This window comes from Candidatus Amarolinea dominans (assembly GCA_016719785.1).
Lineage (GTDB): Bacteria > Chloroflexota > Anaerolineae > SSC4 > Amarolineaceae > Amarolinea > Amarolinea dominans.
Map to the genome: position 1 here is coordinate 1 of JADJYJ010000018.1, position 20,977 is coordinate 20,977.

The 20,977-nt window shown below is 65.9% G+C and carries 11 protein-coding genes; all 11 read right to left on the bottom strand.

What is annotated here, in order from left to right; translation table 11 throughout:
* Positions 1-2,696: S8 family serine peptidase (locus IPM84_17905; GenBank protein ID MBK9094603.1), on the bottom strand; the 2,696-nt coding region annotated here is incomplete at its 3' end.
* Positions 2,684-4,066 carry a class I SAM-dependent RNA methyltransferase gene (locus IPM84_17910; protein MBK9094604.1) on the bottom strand — a complete coding sequence of 461 codons (1,383 nt, stop codon included), beginning with the start codon at positions 4,064-4,066 and terminating at the stop codon, positions 2,684-2,686. The genes IPM84_17910 and IPM84_17905, both read right to left, overlap by 13 nt.
* A complete protein-coding gene (locus IPM84_17915) occupies positions 4,063-6,468 on the bottom strand; it encodes a prolyl oligopeptidase family serine peptidase (protein ID MBK9094605.1) in 2,406 nt (801 codons plus the stop codon). The genes IPM84_17910 and IPM84_17915 overlap by 4 nt, the downstream gene beginning before the upstream one ends.
* Positions 6,469-6,536: 68 nt before the next feature.
* Entirely contained in the window at positions 6,537-7,232 is a 696-nt protein-coding gene (locus IPM84_17920; protein ID MBK9094606.1) for a class I SAM-dependent methyltransferase, read from the bottom strand.
* Positions 7,233-7,328: 96 nt separating this feature from the next.
* A complete protein-coding gene (locus tag IPM84_17925; GenBank protein ID MBK9094607.1) occupies positions 7,329-8,558 on the bottom strand; it encodes a hypothetical protein in 1,230 nt (409 codons plus the stop codon).
* Positions 8,555-12,148, bottom strand: a complete 3,594-nt coding sequence (locus tag IPM84_17930) for a hypothetical protein (GenBank protein MBK9094608.1) — start codon at positions 12,146-12,148, stop codon at positions 8,555-8,557. The genes IPM84_17925 and IPM84_17930 overlap by 4 nt, the downstream gene beginning before the upstream one ends.
* Before the next feature lie 1,902 nt (positions 12,149-14,050).
* Positions 14,051-15,073: a GNAT family N-acetyltransferase gene (locus IPM84_17935; protein MBK9094609.1), complete on the bottom strand. Its 1,023-nt coding sequence runs from the start codon at positions 15,071-15,073 to the stop codon at positions 14,051-14,053.
* A gap of 2 nt (positions 15,074-15,075) precedes the next feature.
* Positions 15,076-17,331 carry a DNA translocase FtsK gene (locus IPM84_17940; GenBank protein ID MBK9094610.1) on the bottom strand — a complete coding sequence of 752 codons (2,256 nt, stop codon included), beginning with the start codon at positions 17,329-17,331 and terminating at the stop codon, positions 15,076-15,078.
* A 92-nt stretch (positions 17,332-17,423) separates the two neighbouring features.
* On the bottom strand, positions 17,424-18,347 hold the full coding sequence (locus tag IPM84_17945) for a S1 RNA-binding domain-containing protein (protein MBK9094611.1): 924 nt from the start codon (positions 18,345-18,347) through the stop codon (positions 17,424-17,426).
* A gap of 126 nt (positions 18,348-18,473) precedes the next feature.
* On the bottom strand, positions 18,474-20,420 hold the full coding sequence (locus tag IPM84_17950) for a hypothetical protein (protein ID MBK9094612.1): 1,947 nt from the start codon (positions 20,418-20,420) through the stop codon (positions 18,474-18,476).
* A gap of 5 nt (positions 20,421-20,425) precedes the next feature.
* On the bottom strand, positions 20,426-20,956 hold the full coding sequence (locus IPM84_17955; protein ID MBK9094613.1) for a GNAT family N-acetyltransferase: 531 nt from the start codon (positions 20,954-20,956) through the stop codon (positions 20,426-20,428).
* Between the last annotated feature and the right edge of the window lie 21 nt (positions 20,957-20,977).

Genomic DNA, 20,977 nt, shown 5'->3' on the forward strand with positions numbered 1-20,977 from the left:
GCAAACAGGCTGTCGTGCAAAGGCGTCAACTGCACATCGTCCCCATCGGCCGGCGCCAGCGGCATACCCAGCTCGAACACCAGCCCGGCGTTGGTCTGACTCACCGCGCCGCGGCCGTGCGCGACGCTGTCCAACACCAGGGCGCCGTTGGCCCAATGCCAATCCTGCCAGCCCGCGGCCACGCTGAGCGACTTGACATCGCCGCCGCCGAACCAGAGCCAGAGCGCGTCGCCGGCCGTGAACTGCACGCCGCTGATCTGCGCCGCGATCAGCAGGCGGTCGCCCGCGCCCGGCGAAGCCAGCAGCCAGAGATCGAGCAGACCCTGCTGCGGGGTGTTGGTGAGGAAGGCCAGCGGGAACTGCCGGTGACCGGCCGCGTCCCATTCGCCCGGCAGCATGACGCCATCCGGCGCGGGCGCGGGGCCGTCAAGCCGGGCCGCGCGCAGCGGCGCAAAGGGCAGAATCTGGCGCAGCGCGCCGGCCACATCCACCTTGCCCGCGCCGAAGGCTTCGCTGGCCTGGCTGCCGGTGAAGCTGTCGCGACGCGCGCCGGCCCGCAGCGCGGCTTCGATCTGCTCAGCCGTGAGATCGGGGCGCGCCTGGCGCAGCAGGGCCGCGGCGCCGGCCACGTGCGGCGCGGCGCCACTGGTGCCGCTGAACCAACGGTATTCGCCCCAACGCCCGGTCTGCGTGCGATCGGACGCGGTGGCTACATCGTAGTTGCTCGGCGCGACTACATCCAGCAGCGGTTGACCGTCCACGCGTGGCCCCTGCCCGCTGAACACGCTGAGACTGCCGGGCGTCACCGGATCGAGGCCGCCGCTGAAGCCGCGGGTGCTGTACGAACCGACGGCAATGCCTGCATCCGCGGTCGCCGGCCAGATCACGCTCAGCGCTGGGTTGCGGGGCGCTACCCATTCCGTACCGCCCACCCAGGCCGTGCGGTTGTCCTGCACGAACGCGCTGAGCATGATCGGCGCGCCGGCCGTGTTGGTCAGCGTCAGGGTGAAAGCGCCGGTCGCCAGCGGGTTGCGCAGCAGATGAAAATCGAGGCGGGCCGTGCCGCGGCTCGATTGCAGGCGCACGCCCGCGATGGCATGGCCGTCGGCGGTCAGCAGGGAATTGCCGGTCGCGGCCAGGGTGAAGGTGTTGGCCGGCCCGCCCGCGGGGGTGGTGAGGGTGGCCGCCAGCGAGGCCGGATCGCCGGCCCACACCAGGGTGATGTCCACCGCGGTGGGGTCGTTGCCAGAAGGCTGTTTGAAGGGCATCAGCGTCACCTGGCCAGGAAGCAGGCTGACCGTGGTGTGCTTGAAGCCGCGGTTGATGTTGCCGGAAGGCAAAACCTGCACGACGCCCTGGCGCTGCGCTTCGGCAATCAGCAGCTCATGGTTGGACGAACCGTCGAAGAACTCCTGGCTGACGTGCGTGTACTCATGCACGACGATGTCCGCGCCGTTGGCAAGCGCCCACAGGAGCGACTCCGACAGGCCGTTGCCGGAACTGTACGGGTCGGCCAGCAGCAGCTCCGCGTCAGGCGCCAGGCCGGTGTAGCGGCTGATGTGGGGCCAGCCGCCGGCCAGGATGCCGAGCACCGAGGTGCCATGCACCAGATAATCGGCCGCGGTGCGGCTGAGGTCCACCCCGCGCTGCCGGGTGACGCCGTTGACATCGAGCACGCGCGCGATCTTGCTGCTGCCCAGACCGGTCAGGGTTTCGCCGGGATCGAGCTGCAGGTTGCCGTTGGCGTCGTTGACCAGGAAAACCTGTTCGCCCAGGGAAGGCGCGCTATCGCCGAAGCTGGCGCCATAGTCACGCTGCCCATTGCGGTTGGCATCGTGGTAGAGCCAGTCGGTGTCCGTATAAAAAACGCCATCGTTGGTGCCCGGCACATCGTACGGCCGCGGATAGCCGTCGAGCTGCGCCGAGGTGGCATCCACCCTATTGAGCCATTCGCCGGCGTCCGGCTCGCCATTGCCGTTCAGATCAACCATGTCCAAGCCGGGTTCGAAAAGCCCGTTGCCGTTGCGGTCCAGCCAGGCGAAATCGCCGCCATCCGCGCGGAAGAGCAGCGGGTGAAAGACATCCACCCCGGTGTCAATGTCGGCGATGGTGACGCCCGCGCCGGTCAGGCCGGATGGCAGGGTATTGGAGACGGCCCAGGTCGCGGCCGCGTGCATCTCTGCCACGTTGATGTCGAGGGGCGGCAGCAGGTCCTCGCCGGTGTCGGCCTCGATCTGCAGCAGGCCGGGTAAGCTGAGCAGGCGCTCGAACGCGTCCCAGGGCACGCGCAGCGGCACGATGAAGACGCCCCGGTCCGCGCACGCGACGCGGGCGGCCGGGGTCAGGGCTTCATGGTCAAGGCACAGGGCATCCGCAGCCCAGGGTGAAACCTCGCCGATCTGGCGCAGGCGCTCCATTTCCGCGGCGGTCGGCGCCTGCGCAAAGCGCACCGTCACCGGGACCGCGGCGCCCAGCGCGCCGGCCAGTTTGCCTTCGACCTGGCGGGTGCGCAGCCAGCGCAGGCGTCCATCTACCGCGTGCGGGCAGGTCGCGCCCTCGATCAGGGTGCATGACGGCGGTTGCGGCCCCAGCCGCTGATTGACGCCGGCCGCGGCCAGGGCTGGCGCGTGGGTCAAAATCCACAGGCTCACGATCGCCGCCATCGTCGAGGCAGCCAGTTTTCTCAACGTTCCCACAGCGCGACACTCTCCACGTGATAGGTTTGGGGAAAAAGGTCCAGCGGCTGCACGGCCCGCAGTCTGTAGCCGGCCTGCGTCAGCAGCGCGGCATCACGGGCCAGGGTGGCCGGGTCACACGAGACGTAGGCCAGGCGCGGGGCCGCCAGGCGAGCCAGTTGGGTAATCACCGCCTGGCCCAGGCCGGTGCGCGGCGGGTCCAGCACGATACCGGCGTAAGGCCCGCTGAGGGAGGCCAGCACGGCCGCGGTGTCGCCCTCGTGCAGGCGGACGTGCGGCAGGTCGGCCGCGTTCCAGGCGAAGTCCGCGCACGCGCTGGGCGCGGCTTCGATGGCGTCCACCTGGCGGCAGAAGGGGGCCAGGGCCAGGGCAAACAGCCCCACGCCCGCGTAGGCGTCGAGCAGGCGCTGCGACGGCTGCGGGTCGAGGAAATCGAGCACCAGGTCAACCAGGGCTTCCGCGCCCGCGGTGTTGACCTGGAAGAAGCTGCCGGCCGACACACGATAGCGGCGCCCATGCACCTCTTCTTCGATGGCGGCCTGACCGATGAGAGCCTCGGCCTGGCCGTCGCGGTGCAGCAGGGCCACGGCCACCGGCAAGTCGAGGGCCAGTTCCGGCGCTTGATCGTCGTCGGTTTCCAATGTCACCAGCGTTTGCCCGCTGGCGGCGCTGCTGCGCACGCTGATGCGGCGCAGGGGCTGGCCGCGACCGGCGCCGCGAGGGTGCGCAGTGCGGGGTGCGTCGCCCAGGGTCCAGACTTTGCCCTTGTAGCCAGCAGTGGCTGCGGTGGGCGGCTGTTGGTCGGCCTCATCGGCATCTGGTTCGTCCCCGGCGGCGCCCGCCCAGAGCGCGGCATGGACCGCGTCGAGCGCCGGCGACAGGAGCAGGCACTCGTCCACCGCGATCAGGTCATGGCTGGCGGCCTGCTGATAGGCCGGCCGGCCATCTGCGATGATGCTGAACTGCACATGATTGCGATAGCGCCAGGCCGGGTCATCCTCATCGGTGAGGGCCACGGCCCAGGTTTCGGCCACCGGTGCGTTGGGCAGGCGACCCAGGCGCGCCAGTTGATCCTGGACGATGGCCTGTTTGAGCTGGAGTTGGCGCTCGTAGGCGATGTGCTGCCATTGGCAGCCGCCGCAGCGCTGCGGGCCGAAGAAGGGGCAGGGCGGTTCGACGCGATCAGGGCTGGGCGTGAGGACTTCGAGCAGGCGCGCGCGCGCCCAGTTCGCCTTCTGCTCAGTGATGGCGACGCGCACCGTTTCGCCAGGAATGGCGAAGGGCACAAAGATAACCTTGCCGTCATGGCGCCCGATGGCTTCGCCGCCATGCGCAATGCCGGTTAGCGTGAGTTCCAGAACATTTGTCATGATTTTTTCAAGAGAGGCATAAAACGATATTGCCAGGGGAAGGCGGCAAAATCAATCTCGAGGTCGCTGCCGGCTGTCACCAGGACGCCCTGGCTGTCGCTGCCCAGGATGACATAGGCCGGGGGCGCCGTGACGCTGAGGCTGTAGCTGGTGGGGGACAGGTTGAAGAAACGATAGGCGCCATCACTGTCGCTGCTGGTGGTGGCGACGACAAAAGCGCCCTGGCGCAGGGTCAGGGTCACGCCGGCAATCCCCGCTTCGCCAGGCTGCTGCACGAGGTCCCGGTTGAGGTCCGCAAAGACCGCGCCGCGGATGGCGCCCACGGCCGGCGTTGGGCTGGGGGTGGCGGTCGGCGTGGGCGTGGGGGTGTGCGTGGCAGTCTCCGTTGGTGACTGCGTGGGCGTTGGTGTATTCGTGGGCGTGCGCGTCGGCGTTGGGGTCAGGGTTGATGTGGGGGTGCGCGTGGGCGTCGGGGTCAAGGTCGGCGTGGAGGTCCACACCGGTGTGGGGGTGGGGGTGCTGTTGCCGGGCGAAAGGCGCAGTCGCCAGGACGCGGTGCTGAGATAGGCGGTGACGCGGCCGTTGTAGGCGGTCAGCGGCTGCACGCTGTGGCTGCCGTTGCCCAGGTTGTCCTTTTCGAGCACATAGGGGCCGCTGGCGGGCAGGCCCAGGCTGGCGACATCGAAGGCCAGGTCAACGCCGGCCTCTTCGGTGATGATGCCGGTGATCCAGCGCGCGCTGCTGCTGAACGTCAGGTCGGCGGCGGTCCAATGCGGGTCGCCGTACTGCGTGATGCCCAACCACCAGGTGGTTTTGCTCTCATCGGTGCGCAGGGCAATGGCAGACGGATTGCTGGCGAGGATCAGCGGGCTGAGAAAATCAAAGGCCCAGGTGGCATTCCAGGGGCTGGGGTCGCCGTCGTGATCGCCGTTGTACCAGTGCATCTCCAGCCGGTCCGGCCCCACGCGGGCGATGGCATCGTAGATGTCCTGGCCGTGATGGGGCAGCACCTTGGTGTCGGCGCTGCCGTGTACGATTGCCAGCGGCATATGCTTGAAACCGAGCGCAACATTCTTGGGGCCGCGCCGCGCATACTCGAACGGCTGGCTGGACGGGGTGCCGTACGTTTCGCTTTCGATGACCGTGCGCCGCCAGTCCTCGGTTTCGTAGTACCAATCGCTGAGCGAGGCAAAGGCGGAGTACTCGACGATGCCGGCAAAGACGTCCGGATACTTGGCCGCGCCGAGCAGGGCGGTCTGCGCGCCCATGGAAAAGCCGATCAGGTAGACGCGGCTGCTGTCCACGGCGTAATGGGCTTTCATGTAGTTGACGGTGTCGAGCAGGTCGCGCTGCGCGGCGCGGGCGCCCAGGGAATGCCCGCCGCCGGAGTCGGGGTTTTCGCCGTGCATTTCAGGCGAGGCGAGCAGCCAGCCGCGGCGGTTAGCCTCCGCGCCGTAGGCGTAGATCGGCTGCCAGCGCAGGCTCAGCTCGTTGCCGTAGCCATGCACGCCGATGATGAGCGGCCGCGGCGCGCCATCGTAGTTGGAGGGAATTTGGGCAATGGCGCGCGGATAGCTGGGATAGGCGGGATAGCTGCTGGCGTAGACGAAATCCTGATAGGTGGCGCCGCTCACGTCGCCGCTGATCTCCAGGATGCCGCTGGCGATGCTGTAGCTGTCGTTGGGGTCCGCGTCGTTGACGATGCGGATGGTGTTGAGGCCGTTGCGCACCAGGGCCAGGTTGGCAATCGGCAGGGTGGTGGTGATGCCGGTGCGTGAGCAGTAGCCGGCGCCGGTCGTCCAGTCGGGAATGGCGCCGATCCTGCTGTCGTTGAGGTAGATGCTGTGGCCGGGCCGCGCATTGTTGATGTCGAGCTTGAGGCTGGCGCTGCTGGGCGTGCCGGAAAAGGCCAGCAGCACGGTGGCCTCCGCCTCATGGATGGCGGCATCCACGGCCAGGCAGGTGTTGAGCTGGCTGGACTGCACGACGGCTGCCGGCTGCCCAGGGCCTGGGTTGGCCGCGGCGATCGGATGAGCGCCCGCAGCAGGATTTCGCACAAAAAACAGCAAGGCGCCGCTGACAAGAAAGGCCAGCAGCCAGGCCCAGCCGCCGAATGAATTCGGGCCGAAGGGGCGTGCCTCCGCAAGGTCGGCCTGCGCCGACCGGCATCGCGTCCACGCAGGTGGACGCCCGGCGGCACGCCCATCAGGCGCGATTTCAATCGCCCAGCCGCCGAATGAATTCGGGCCGAAGGGGCGTGCCTCCGCAAGGTCGGCCTGCGCCGACCGGCATCGCGTCCACGCAGGTGGACGCCCGGCGGCACGCCCATCAGGCGCGATTTCAATCGCTCGCCGGCAGGCGTTCGAGGTAGGTTGGCGTTGTGTCTGTTCGCGTTTTATCATTAGATTGGTCGTTTGGGCACGGGGCCACGCAGAAAATCTTTGTGTCTTGGCGCCCTGGTGTGAGGCAATCAGGTTTGCCACCAGATGCCGGTGCATTCGGGCAGGATCGGTTCGGGTTGGGGGCCGAGATGGGCGAGCATGTCGTCGCCAAAGAAGAAGCGGACGAGTCTGGCTGCTTCTGCCTGCGAGGCAAAACGGTAGTCGGTGCGAATCCAGGTGGAAGCGAAGCCGGCCGCGTCCAGGTAGGTGTAGTAATCGGCCAGGTGAGGCGGGGCCAGCGGCGTGGTTTGCCCGGTGCCCTGGGTTTCGAGCAGGATGATGACGCCGCCAGGGCGCAGCACACGGCGCATTTCGGCCAGCGCCTTGCCCAACTCGGCGCGCCAGGCCTCGTTTTCCTGGTACCAGGTGACGGTGTAGCAGATGCTCCAGCCTGAAAGGGCCACATCGGCCACGCCGTCGGCCAGGGGAAGCTGCCGGTGATCGGCCTCCTGCAGGCGCCAGTTGTTCCAGCCGCCCGCCAGCAGTTTGCGTTGCGCGACGGCCAGCATGGCCGGCGACAGGTCGAAGGCCTGGATGGAACGCACGAGCGACGCCAGCAGGCAGGTCAGCCGACCGCTGCCCGCGCCCAATTCCACGACATCCAGCCCGGCCAGGGGGCGGATGGCGTTGAGCGCGGGCAGAATATGCTGTTCGTGGTCTTCGGCCGAGACCAGTTCGTCGTACTCGGCTGCGCTTGTCAGGTAAACATCATGGTGATCGAGCATGGCGGCCATTGTACCAGTGAGATTCGTTGGCGTCAATAGATTGGAGACCGGAGACCGGAGACCGGAGACCGGAGACCGGAGACCGGAGACCGGAGATCAACGTTTGACGAAGGGGAGATACCAGCGCTGCGCGGGCGGTGTGGTGGGGGTCGGCGTCGGTGTTTTGGTCAAAGCGAGTGTTGGCGTGACGGTTACGCTTGTCGTGGGGGTGGCCGTGGCGGTCGGGGTGACCGTGGGCGTCGGGCTGGCGGTGGACGTCGGGGTGACGGTGGGCGTGCGGGTGACGGTGGGCGTGGGGGTGGCGGTTGTCCAGCCCGGCGGCGGGCGGAAGGTAATGTCGAGCTGCGCGGCCAGCGCGCCGTTGCCGTCCCAGGCGTCAACGTCCAGGTAGCCACTATTGCTGCCGAGGCTGAAGACGAAAAGGGCCAGCGCGGCGCCCGGCGTCCATCCGGGGCGGTCAATGATCTCTTGCAGCGGCCCGGCCAGGTTCGGCGACTCGATCCAGCCCGCGGGCCAGTTGGGGATGGGCCAATCAGCCGCGGCCTGGGTGCGGGGCCGGGTGGGCGCCAGCGGGTTGGCGGCCTGAAAATCCAGGGCGGCATCGCTGGCTTCGCCATACACCACCAGTTGAACGGGCAGACCACCGCTGGTCACGTCGTTCGGGTGCAGGCGCAGGCGGGCGTCGAGCACCTGCGCGCCGGCGGGCAGGGTGACGCCAGCGAAACGAAAGCCGCCGGTGAAGCTGGTGTCACCGTCGCGGCCCAGGCGCAGCGCAGGCGCTGTTACCTGGTTGATGGTCAGATCGCTGCGCACGGCCGTATCATCGCCGCTGGCGCTGATCGCCAACTCCACATTGACCGGCGCGATGACAGGGGTTGGGGTGTCGGTCACGGCCAGGACATCGCCGAAATTGACTTCCGCGCCCTGGCTGCCGATCAACTGCACGCGCACGTTGTTTTCGGTGGTGGAGAGAAAGCCGGGCGGGTCGCTCTCGATCACCCAATAGACGCCGGCGGCCAGGCCCTCGAAGCGATAGTCGCCGTCGGCTGCGCTGGCTGTGCTGGTCAGGTAAACCTGGTTCGCATCCTTGAGGGTGATGGCGACGCCGGGCAGGGGCGGCTCACCGGCGTCGGGGAACGCGTCCAGGTCGAGGTCATGCCAGACCAAGCCGGTGATGACGCCCGCCGGCGGCCGCGGCGCCATCAAGCGCGCCGTGGCCTGGCTGTCAGGCGCCCAAAACAACCCCAGGGTCACCGCGACGATAATGGCGATGATCGCGATGACCCCGCTGGTCAGAAGGAGGGGAAGTTTGGGTCGTTCGTTCAAGTGGTGTATCCTTGCGGCAGGTACTGGCGGCCCACGATGATGTCGCCGAAGAAGACGGGGAATTCGGTGCGGGGGATGACGACGACGGGCACCAGGTTGGCGGTGATGGAGATGTTCTGCGGCCAGTCCACCTGTTCCACGATGTAGGGGCCGGGGAGAAGCTGGTCGAAGCTGAAGGCGCCGTCTGCGCCGGTGGTAATTGTCGCGAGTACGATGTCGTCGGGCTGTAGTTTGGCGTCCCCAAACAGGTCCTGATGCAGCCGGATGGTGATGCCGACCAGGCCCGGCTCGCCCGCTTCGGGTACGCCGTTGTGATTCAGGTCGTGCCAGACGCGGCCGTAGATGCGACCGGTGTTGGGCGTGGCGGTCGGCGTGGGGGTCAGGGTGGGCGTCGGCGTGGGCACGGCATTATCCGCAAAGTTGATCGCAATCTCCTGACCGGCCGCGACCTGGAACAGCACCAGGTTGGGACTGCCCGGTGGCGAGATGTAGCCGGTCGGGTCGGTCTCTTCCAGGCGATACTGGCCTGGCGTCAGGTTGGCGAAGCGGAAGCGGCCGTCCGCGGCGGTGTTGGTGCTGCCCACGAATTGATTGCTGAACGTCTTGAGCGTGATGAGGACGCCGCCCAGGGCCGGCTCGCCGTTGTCAGGCACGATGTTGCCGTCGAGGTCGTTCCAGACCAGGCCGCTGACCGCACCGGTGGGCGGCGTGGCCGTGGGCGTGGCCGTCGGCGTCAGGGTCGCCGTGCGCGTCGCGGTCGCCGTGGGCGTCAGGGTGGCGGTCGGGGTACGCGTGGCCGTCGGCGTCTGGGTTGAGGTAGGCGTCAGGGTGGGGGTGGCCGTCGGGTTGAAGCGATCGCCAAAGTTCGCCTCCAGGTCTGTGCCGGCCGCGACAAAGAGCACGATGGTGTTGGAGGTGGTGGAGGTGAAGCCAGGCAGGTCGGTCTCCTCCAGGCGGTACTGACCGGGCAGCAGGCTGTCGAAGTGGTAGCTGCCGTCGCCCGCGGTGGTGGTTGCGCCGACGATGTTGTTGCCCTGGTAGAGCAAGATGCTGACGCCAATCAGCCCCGGCTCGCCGGCCGTGGGCAGGCCATTACCATCGAGGTCGTTGAACACCAGGCCATGCACGCGACCCACCACCGGCGTACCGGTTGGGGTGGCGGTGGGCGTGGGGGTGCGTGACGGTGTGGGGGTGATCGTCGGTGTCGGCGTGGCAGTGGCAATCGGCGTGTCGGGGAAGTCAATCGTCTGCACCGTGCCGCCCTGGACGGTGATGACACGCGTGTTGCTGCCGGGCGGCGAGGTGAAGCCGGCCGGATCGGTCTCTTGCAGCGTCACCGTGTTGCCGCTGCCCAGGTGATAGAACGCGAACGCGCCATTGGCGCCGGTGACGACGCTGTCAATCGGCGTGCTGTTGAAGATCAGGGTGATGGTCGCGCCGGCCAGGGTGGTTTCGCCCGGCTGGTAGACGTTGTCACCGTTGCTGTCCACGAAGACATGCCCGGCCACGGTGCCCTCATCGGGCGCGGGCGATGGCGTGAAGGTGGGCGTCACCGTGGGCGTGGGTGAACTGGTCGGCGTGGGGGTGTTCGTCGGCGTGTGGGTCGGCGTTGGCGTCGCGGTCGGCGGCGGCGGCACATAGACGGCGTGATACTTGAGGATGGTGCCGTTGGCGCCCACGGCCCAACCGTCATAGGCGTTGACCATGTCGAGCCACAACAGGTTGTCGAGCACCGGGCTGCTCTGCGGAGTCCAGGTATTGCCCGCATTCACTGTCCAGCGAATGACACCGCCGTTGCCGATGGCCCAGCCCACCTGCGTATCCACGAAGCGAATATGGTTGAGGTCAGCATTGGTGCCGCTGGATTGTGTGGTCCAACTGTCGCCGGCGTCGGTGGTGCGCATAATGCGACCGGATTGACCCGAGATCCAGCCGAGGTAGACATTCTTGAAATCTACGCCGAAGAGGTCGCCGCCGCTGCCTGGGTAACGGCGAATCCAGGTTGCGCCTCCATTATCGCTGGTGACGAAGGAGTCATAGAGCGTGACGCCATAGACGGCGTTTGCTGAGCCAAAGCTGAGGTCGCGGATATTGACCGACATGTTGGCGGACGAGAAGGCCCAGGAATTGCCGGCGTCGCTCGTGCGAAAGACAAATCCTTCCTTGCCCGCGGTGATGACATGGGCATTGTCGTAGCCTTGAACGAACCACAGGAAGCCAGTGTGCTGATTACCCTGGCCGTCATAGACATATTGGCGTGTCCAACTACTGCCGCCATCGGTGGTGTGGAGAATCACCCCGTAACGGCCGGCTACCCAGCCGTTGTTGGCATCCAGCGGAAACTTGACTCCCCGCAGCCAGGCTGGATCGAGACCGGCGCCAGGATTTTCGGCGGGGCTGCTCAACTGGCGCCAGCTTTCACCGCCATCGGTTGTCTTGAGGATTTGCGCGTCATCGCCGACCACATAGGCGGTATTGGCATCCACCGCGTCAACGCCCTTCAACTCTGTCACTGCCAGGGGCGCCGCGACCGCGAAGGGGCTTGAGCCGAGTTTATGTAACACGGTCTGGCCTGGCCCGGCTGCCCACAGCTCGCTGTCTGACAACGCGACCAGGCTGGTGACGCTCTTGCCTTGCGGATTCGGCGACCAGGTCCAGGTGTTACCGCCGTCGGTGGTGAACCAGGAGGTGCCCAGACCACCGGCCAGCCAGCCATGTTGTGCTGAAGCAAAGACAATAGCTTGCAGTGAGCGCGATTCGTTGATGTACTGACCGTTCCAACTGGCGCCGCCGTTGGTGGTGCGCAGCAGGGTGCCGGCCTCGCCCACGGCCCAGCCATTTTGCAGGCTGGTGAAGGCCACGTCCCACAGCCATTGCGGGCTGCCGCTGGCTTGTCCTGCCCAGGTCTGGCCGCCGTTACTGGTGGCCACGATGGTACCCAGGTTGCCGACGGCCCAGGCATGATCGGCATCTGCGGCAAAGAGGCTGTAGAGGTCCAGCGTCGTGTTGCTGGTCTGAGGCGACCAGGTCTGCCCGCCGTTGCTGGTGCGTAGAATCGTGCCGCCGCGGCCGACGGCCCAGCCTGTCATGGCATCCAGTAACTGGATGTCGGTCAGGCGGTTGACGGTCGGTGTGCCCTGGCTAACCCAGGTGGCGCCGCCATCGCTGGAGCGCCAGATGCGGCCCTCCGCGCCGGCAACCCAGCCATTGTTGGCGTCGAGGAAGTCCACGGCTTCCAGGTCTACCGCTGGCGACGCCTGGCGATAGGCCCAGGTCTGGCCGCCGTTGCTGGTGCGCATCAAATGGCCGCCCTTGCCCACGGCCCAGCCAGTCTGGCTGTTGATGAAATCAATACTGTTCAGGTCATCGCCGCCGTGCCATTGCACGGTCCACTGGCCCTGGTTGGGCGGCGGCTCGGTGGCCGTAGGGGTGATGGTTGGGGTGTTGGTGGCCTGCGGTGTGCGCGTGGGCGTGGCGGTGCCCGGCGCACTGGTGGGGGGTGGCGGTGGCTGCGCCCGGCGTGTGGGTGGGCGTGCTGGTGGGCGAGGTTCCGCCCTGGCGCGCCACGTCAACCATGTGAACCCACTCATTGCCATCGCTGAGCGAGTCCAGGCGGAAGTCACTGCCGCCGGTGAGGCTGTTGGCAAAGCGGGCGTTGTTGATGTGGAAGGTGGCGGTCTTCCAGGTGTTGCTGCCGGCCTTCTGCACCCACGGGTTGGCGCTGCCGTCGGGCGTTGCGACCTGTTCGCCGGCCGGGCTGTCATAACGCAGCGCCCAGCGGTCGGTGCCCACATCCGCGTACCAAACGGTAATGGCAACCTGGTTGCTGCCGCCGGCGATGTAGCCGTCATCTACCTTGAACCACATGTTGGGGTTACCGGTGGCCTGATCGGTGCGACGCACGACCCAGCCCTCCCTGCCGGCCGGTACGCTGGCGCTGTAGGGATTGGCAAAATAGGGCGATCCGCTCAAGCACCAGCGGCCACTGCAGCCCAGGCCGCTGACGCCGCTGTCGTTAGTCTCCGGCACGCTGCGGCCGCCGGCGACGTTGTCATCCTGAATCAGGTAGTAGCTGTAGTTGCCGATCTGCGGGTAATAGGACACGGTCTCCGGCTGCGCGTAACAGTAGGTGGTGGGGGTGCGGTGCTCGCGCATGGCGACCCACACGCTGGGCGTGTTCGCCAGGGTCTTGCCCACGTAGCGCGCGGTCCAATCAAAGATTGCCAGGTTCTCGGTGCGATCCTGGTGCGTCACCGGATCGTAGAAGAGGTCATAGTTCAGGCGCAGGAAGTCAACCTTCTTGTCCAGGCCGCTGAGCATGCCCCAGTAGACGCTGGAGGTGTCGCACAGCATGTAATCGTAGGTCTCGAAGGCGATGGGCACGCTGCGGTTGTGGTAGAAGATGGGATCATACATGCCGCATTCGACCGTGTTGTTGCAGCGGTCCACGCCCTGGATAGCGTTGTTGAAATCGGGGGTCAGGCCGTTGAAGGAAAGGCCTATGCCGCGCTCGGCCGCGTAGGCTGCCAGCAGCCAGCGCTCGCGATCCTGGAACGTCACCGAAGCAATCTGGATCATCAGCATTTTTTGCAGGCTGCCGCCGGTGCGGAAGGCGGCGGAGTAGCGATCCACGACGCTCTGCATGGTGCTGATCCACAAATCCACGTTGAGGCCGGCGTTGACCAGCACATCCACGTCGCTGCCCTGCGCGGCGTGGTTTTCGCCAAAGGTGCCAAACCCCAGGGCCACCCATTCCAGGCGCGGGTCGTTCTTGTAGCGATTACCCAGGGCCTGGATGAACTGATCGTAGGTGTTGAGGTAGTCGGCGTCCCAGTAGCGGGGCAGGAGCCAGCGGCCGTTGACGCAGCCGCCCAGCGGGTATTGCGCGCTGCTGCACGCGCCGGCATCGAGGACGCTGTTGGGCGCGAGGGTGTAGAGGAACGATGGCATGGCGCTGATGCCGCCGCAGCAGCGGCCATTGTAGGTGGTGATGCCGATCGCGGCCGCTTTGCCATACGATGCGATGGTTGCCAGGTACTGATCGAGCGCGCCCCAGTTGAACTGGTTGGGGCCGGTGTGCAGCTCCGCCCAGTTGAAGGTGCGCAGGCTGCCGGTCAGGTGGTAGTAAGTGGGGTCCATGTTACCGGTTTCGGCCACGACATAGATGCCGGGTCGCGTCACCGGCGGCACGGGCGCGTCCGGCCCAGTCTCAACGGGGCCGCTCGCCTGACCGACAGGCGGGGTTGGCTCAGGCGTCGCCGGGCTGCCGGCTGCGGGCAGGGTGGCGCCGAGGACGCAAAGTAAGATGAACAGGCCAAGCCAAGCCTGGCGAGCACGACGTAACGGGTGGAGCGAAAGGTGAAAATGTTGGGTGATCTTCATTTGAATCTGCCCTCCTTCAAGGACATAAAACACAAGCAATCTGAAGGATAGCAGGAGAAGATGAAAATCGAATGAATAGAGGCGGCTTGCAAGGTGACAGTTCGTTCAACTCACCCGGTTGGCCGTGAGGCGTTGGCCCAGGCGATGCGCGGGTCAATTTGGCGTGCCAGGCGGTAGGCCACGGGGCGGAATCCCCAGCGCGGCCAGAAACGGGCGGCCAGGAGATTGGTGCTGCGCCAGTCGGTGAGGCAGGTGGTGAAGCCGGCTTGCTGCGCGTGCGTCAGGCCGTGATGGGTGAGCGCGCTGCCGATGCCGCGCCCGCGGGCCGCGGCCACGGTGGCGGCCACGACTAACTCGGTACACCTTTCGGGCGCCAACAAATTGACCTCTGCCGGATCGAGACGTTCGTACGCGGCCATGCTCAGCGCCTGTTCATGCTCCAGGGCCAGCCAAACGGTCATCCCGGCATCGTCCACCATGCCGGCCCAACCGCCGCGTATCTCTTCTTCGTCCTCTGGCAGGGCAATGCCCCACACGGGCGCGGCCGTTAGGTGATCGCGAATGACCCGATACATCCCAGCCACCGCGGCGCGGTCGGCCGGCCCGGCCTGGCGAATCTCCAACGTTGGCGGGCGCGTAACGGTTGGGAGAGTCAGGCTGACGAGCGACGCCAGCGCGTGTACCTGCTGGATGCCAAAGCTGAGATCGAACCAGGCGCCAATCAGGTCCGGAGTCGCAGCCGGCATGAGCGCAACATGGTGGAAGCAGCCATAGGCCACCCATTGGGCGCCGAGCATCTGATAGAGGTCACCGATCAGTTCGGGCGCTTGGCCTGGCGCCAGGGCGCAACCGGCCAGGCGCACCCAACCGGCGCGCCCCCAGATCTGATCGAAAACCATGTCGCCGATCAGATAGCCAACCAGGCGGTCGTGGTCGAACGCAGCCACGCCCGCGGCGTGGGGGCGTTGCCAGGCTTCGGTGACGGCCAGGGCTGCCTGCACCGGATCCTCGAAACGGGCGGGCAGTTCAGGCCGCGTCGCGCGCAGGAACTGCTGACGCAGCGCCAGGAGATCGCCGGCCGGCCTGAGCATGTCGGCCTGAAATGGCTCCAGGTGAAACACAGATGGCGTCATGGTCATGCCTCCGCTTGATTCTCCGTGTCCCCTTCTTCAGATTCCCCGCCCAGCAGCACCAGGCGCGAGCGTCCGCCGCCCTCATCCGGCCCCACGTAGCCTTTGGCTTCGAGCAGTTCGATCAGGCGGGCGGCGCGGGGGTAGCCGATGTGCAGTTGGCGCTGCAGCAGCGAGGCGGAGACGCGCTTACGACCCTGCACGGCCGCGAGTGCGTCGTGCAGTTCGTTGTCATCCTCCTGCTGTGCCATCAGGCCGGCCCAGGGTCGCGGCGCGGCATGATCGCCGGGCGGCGCCTGCCTGTGCCAGAAGGCCACGATGCGCTCGATCTCGCGCTCGCTGAGGTAACAGCCCTGCACGCGGCGCAGTTTGGCGCTGTCGGCCGTCATCAGCAGCATGTCGCCACGGCCCAGCAGCTTTTCGGCGCCGGGGGTATCCAGGATCACGCGCGAGTCAATCTGCGAGGTGACGGCAAAGGCGATACGTGCGGGAAAATTGGCCTTGATCAAACCGGTGACCACATCCACGCTCGGCCGCTGGGTGGCCAGCACCAGGTGGATGCCGGTTGCGCGTGCCATTTGCGCCAGGCGGCAGATGTGGCGCTCCACGTCGTCGGGCGCACTCATCATCAGGTCTGCCAGTTCGTCAATGATGATGACGATGGTGGGCAGCGGCGTCAGGTCTGAGCGCTTGGCCGCTTTTTCGTTGTAGCTCGCCAGGTTGCGCGCGCCCGCCTCGGCAAACTTGCGGTAGCGATCATCCATCTGCACCGTGGCCCACGTCAGCATGGCGACGGCATCCTCCACGTCGGTGACAACCGGCGCTAACAGGTGCGGAATACCGTTGTAGATCGGCAGTTCCACCCTCTTGGGGTCTACCATCAGAAAGCGGACCGTGTTCGGTGTGTTGTTGACCAGCAGGCTGGTGATGATGGCGTTGATGCAAACCGACTTACCGGAGCCGGTGGCGCCGGCAATCAGCAGGTGTGGCATCCGGGTCAGATCGGCCGCCACCGCGGCGCCGCTGACATCCTTGCCCAGGGCCACGGCCAGGGTGCTGCCTACCTTCTGAAATTCAGGGCTTTCCAACACGCCCCGCAGCGTGACCAGCGTGCTGCGAGGATTGGGCACTTCGATGCCCACATAGGGCCGTCCTGGCACCGGCGCCTCGATGCGAATGGAAGACGCGGCCAGCGCCAGGGCCAGGTCGTCGCTCAGGCGCTCGATCTTACTGACACGCACTTTGTAACGCTCACCATTGCGCTCGATGAACCCCGGTTCGACGCCGAACTGGGTGACGGTGGGGCCGCGACTGACGCTAACTACTTTGGCCGGCACATTGAACGCGGCCAGGGTGCGCTCGATGGTGTTCGCCATCTCGCGCACCGTCGCCTCGCCGAAACGCTGCGAGGTCTCCGAGGCCAGCAGGGTCAGCGGCGGCAACTGGGAGGGATGAACGCCGGCGGCGCTGACCGTGACCGTTGCGGGCACAGGCTGGAGCGCGGGGCCTGGTTTGCGGGAAGTACGGGCCGGGGGAGTCGCCCCAGTTGGCGCGGACGGCGCAGGTACACTTGAACGCGGGGCCGCGCCGGCTTTGGCCGACCCCTCTGCCGCGGCCGGCGGCGCGGGCGGGCGGGCTTCCGGCTGAATCTGCGCACGGGGCGCGGGCGCTTTGACCGCGGCCGGCCTGGTGACAGGCGGCACAGGCAACGGGTTCTGCTCCCAGGTTGGCGTGAAAGGCGCAGAGGATGGCGACACGGCGGCCGTGGGGTCGAGGCGCGGCGCTTCACCGCGCAGCCAATCCAGGCTGCGCAGCAAATGGTAGAGCAAGGATTGCCAGATGGGTCGCAGGATCAGATAGCCACCCGCCGCGGCCAGGACGATGAGCAACAGGGCGCTGACGCCATCGCCGACGATGTCATGCAGCAGACTGCTCAGCGCCCAGCCCAGGTAACCGCCCCCGCGACCGGCCTGCGCATGGCGCAGTGGATCATCACCGCCCCACCACAGATGGGTCAAGGCCAGCAGGGCCACCAGCAGCAGCTCGACCCCCACGACGAGGGGCCAATGCCAGGTGACGGTGACGAAGCGGCGCACGATGAGCAGCAGACCAGCCAGCGCGACAGCCAAGCTCAGCGGCAGCGCGCCCCAGCCCAGCACCTGGCGCAGCAGAGGGGCCGCGCCGGAGGTTGCCTGCATCACACTCAACAGCGCCAGCGCGCCCGCGGCCAGAATAGCCAGGCCCACCGTCTCGTTTGACATCGAGTCGGGCGCCGGCGGCGGTTGCAGCGGAGGGCGATTCGGCAGCGGTGCATGCTTCTTTGACATAGGCGGTTAGATGTGTACGCTGGCACTCACGTGCGAGCCTGCGGCCGGCGCAGACTGAGCGCCAGCCGGCGGTTGTGCGGATCAATGCTGAGCACACGTGCGGTCACGGTGGTGTTCTCCTGTACCACGTTGCGTGGATGCAAAAAACTACCTTCGGCCAACTCAGAGATGTGAATCAAGCCCTCCAGCCCCTCTTCCAGGCGCACGAAGGCGCCAAAGCTGACCACGTTGGTCACCATGCCCTGCACCTGTTGGCCGATCTGATAGCGCTCCTGCACGCTGGTCCACGGATCAGGGGTCAGGCGCTTGAGGCTCAGCCCCACCCGGCGCTGCTCCTTGTCCACATCCATCACAAAAACGGCAATGTGCTGCCCCAGTTGCAACACTTCAGCCGGATGCCCTACCCGCCCCCAGGAAAGCTCGGAGATGTGAATCAAGCCTTCGACGCCTCCGCCCAGGTCCACAAAGGCGCCAAAATGACACAGGTTGCTGACCGTGCCGTTGCACCGGGCGTTGGGCTGCAGTTGGCTCAACACGTCAGGGGGGTTCTGTTCCTCTTGGGTGACGCGTTCGGACAGAATCAACCGATTGCGTCCCCGATCCAACTCGATGATGCGGATGCAAATGGGCTTCCCCACGCGCACGCCCAGCGAAAGCCGGCGGTTGTCGTTGACAAAAGTCAGGCCAATCAGATGGGAAGATGGCACGAAGCCGGTGAGCGAATTGAGTTTGACGAGCAAGCCACCGCGGTTGTAGGCCGTTACCATGAGTTCGTAGGTCTGATTTTGTGCCATGCCCTGCTCGGCCAGGCGCCAATCGTGCTCCTCAGGCGGCAGCTCCGCCAGTGAATCTGGCTCCTCCGGGGGCGCAGGAGTCGCATCGTAAACGGGTTGTGCCTCCTGCAGCAGGGGCGCCAGAGGCGGTTTCTCGTCGTACTCCTCTTCGGCCAATAATGACTCCCAATAACCATCTTCAGCCCACGGAGGGGTTTCTGCGTTTGTATGGCTCGATCCTGTATGGCTCGATCCTGCCGGCTTCGCCTGCACACTACTATATTGACGCCGCATTGATAAACTCTACTCCTGCTGTAATTTCTCTTTTTCCATGTCGGCCAGCGTGCGGGCAACCTCCGTAATGGCCACCCGCTGTTTACGGTACAAATCGGACTCGCTCAACGCCAGGCGCATCGCAATGTCGCGCACGCGCTCGCCCTGTACAAATCGCATTTCCAGGATATTGTACAAGAGCCATTCTGCCGCCGTCAATTTCCGGTCGCCGCCGGGGCGCTGCAACTCGATGGCTCGTTTGAGCGCGCTACGTAAGGCACGGCTGGGGTTGTTGTCATTTTCGGTCAGCAAATCAGCCACCACCTGCAGTTTGAGCAGCGGGCTGTTGGTCAGCTTCGGCCCACCCCAAAGGTGCGTCAACGCCTCGCGCACCCAACGCTCGAAGTCTGGTTGGGCCACCAGGCTGCCATCATCCATGGCGGGCAGGGGGATGGCGCCGGTGTACTGCACCGTGCTGCGCCAGGCCTGCATACGCTCGATCTCGGGGATGATGTGACGCAGTGCGGCGAACAGCCCCTGCTGTACCTGGCGATCTTCCAGGGCCTTGGCCGCCTGCCGCAAGAGGGCACGCACCAGAAAACGCTCCTCCGGCGCGATCCCGGCGCGCGGCGGCTGTGTGCTGTCCACGGCCAGACCCAACCAGCCGACCAGATCGCCGCCGTTTTGTTCGCGCAGCGGAAAGAGCCAGGTACCACCGCAGATGAGCAGATCGGACGCGGGAGCCGGCTGACCGTCACGCTCGCCCTTGCCACCGGCGCCCCCCCCCGCCACGGCTTCTGCAAACTCATCGCTCTGTAGAAAAGCGGCGGCGGCATCGTAGGGGCCAACCACCGCCTCCAGGCGCGGGTGCTCGTCCGGGGGGAGCGCGGCCACGAAGCCGGCCGGCATGCGCAGAGTCTCGCACAGTGCCACCAACACATTCTCCAGCACCTGGCGCAGATCGGTCGAGGTGAGCAGATGACGGTCAATCTCAGCCAGCCAGGCGACCTCGGCCCGGTCACGCCAGTAGATCAGGCGATCAATCAACGGCTTGGCCAGGTGAATAGCCACCTGCAACAGAATAATGGTCGCCACAACGGTTGACACCAGGACCATTTCACGTGGCAAGCCCCACAGTTGTTGCGTATCGGGTATGGCCAGCATGAGCATCACGATGAGAGTGCCCAAAATGGGGCCGCGCAGCAGGTAGTAGATCAGGCTTTGGCGCACCACACGGTCAGGCGCCAGCACCCCGAAATAGGCCACGGTGTAGGTGAGCACCACCAGCATGAAACCGATCACCAGGTTGCCCACGGTGGACAGCAACAAGATAACCGGCGCGGAGATGAAGGTGGGTGCAGAAATGAGCACCAGGAAAGGAAAGACGCCGATACCCGGCGCGGCAAAGGCCACGCTCAGGTAGTTCAGGCGGTGCCGGGCGGCCGGCGTCAGGCAGCGCCGTCGCGCCTCGAAGACGTTGCGCGCGCCAAAGAGCGCCGTCACCGCAAAGAAGAGAACGTAGACTGGGAACAATGGCCCGGGCGCCAGGTGTGTCACCGGCAGCTGCATGATGCCATCTGACACCAGAAAATCGGTGAACACCGCCAGGGCACACAGGACAGCGCTGATGCCGTAACTGACTACCACCGTCAGGAAGCGCCGCCGTGAGCGCCAATTGGTGGTGGAAAGGAGGGCATGGGAAAAATGCAGGTATGCGGCCGGGATGAAGGCAATGCCAAACCACTGCAAGCGCAGCCAGGGCGCGGCTGCGGCCACCGAGGTGACACGCCCCACGGCCACGTCACCCGCATACACCACCGTGACACATGCCAGCAGCATGGCGAACGAACGTCCGACATCGCTCAGCAGGTTATGCGTCAGGACATAGATCAACAGCGCGAACGCCAGAATGACCGTCGCCGACGACAAGATCAGGTTGGCGAACGCAAAAATCCGAGTCCAATCTAAATCGAACACAACATCTATCTCAGAAATCCGCCAAAAAACAAAGCTATATCCAGGTTTGCGAAATAACGTTCGTTGAATCCACAGAAGGCCAGGCCATGTTTACGACAAAAACAGACCGCCGGGTGGTTCTTGCTCTGCACCGCCAGCATGATCCGCCGTACCCCGCGTTGCACGCCCCATTCGTGCGCGGCGCGCAGCAAGGTAGTGCCAACACCGTGACGCCGCGCGGGCGCTGCCACGACCAGGTGATCCACCCAGCCCAGTTCGCGATCAGGCTGCAGGCTCATCACCGTGTAGCCCAGGATTTCATGCTCGTCTTCGGCCACCAGCACGCAATCCCCGCGTTCCCATTGGTCGAGCAAACCCTCACCCCACGGGGGATAAGAGGCCTTGAGCGGACGCGGCAAGCGGACCAGGCGCAGCGTGACCGTGATGACGTCTTCCTCGACGCGTTGATCCACTTGCCAGACGTGATCGGTTTCGAACACGCCGCTGATGTGAAAACAGCGGGAAAGATCGGCCAGATTGGCCGCACGAATATGCACGGACGGTTCTAATACCTTTCG

Bases quoted from the DNA above. Each gene is read 5' to 3' on its own strand.
- IPM84_17910 (MBK9094604.1), bottom strand. From the start codon at position 4,066: ATGACAAATGTTCTGGAACTCACGCTAACCGGCATTGCGCATGGCGGC.
- IPM84_17915 (MBK9094605.1), bottom strand. From the start codon at position 6,468: ATGATAAAACGCGAACAGACACAACGCCAACCTACCTCGAACGCCTGC.
- IPM84_17930 (MBK9094608.1), bottom strand. From the start codon at position 12,148: ATGAGTGGGTTCACATGGTTGACGTGGCGCGCCAGGGCGGAACCTCGC.
- IPM84_17935 (MBK9094609.1), bottom strand. From the start codon at position 15,073: ATGACGCCATCTGTGTTTCACCTGGAGCCATTTCAGGCCGACATGCTC.
- IPM84_17920 (MBK9094606.1), bottom strand. From the start codon at position 7,232: ATGCTCGATCACCATGATGTTTACCTGACAAGCGCAGCCGAGTACGAC.
- IPM84_17940 (MBK9094610.1), bottom strand. From the start codon at position 17,331: ATGTCAAACGAGACGGTGGGCCTGGCTATTCTGGCCGCGGGCGCGCTG.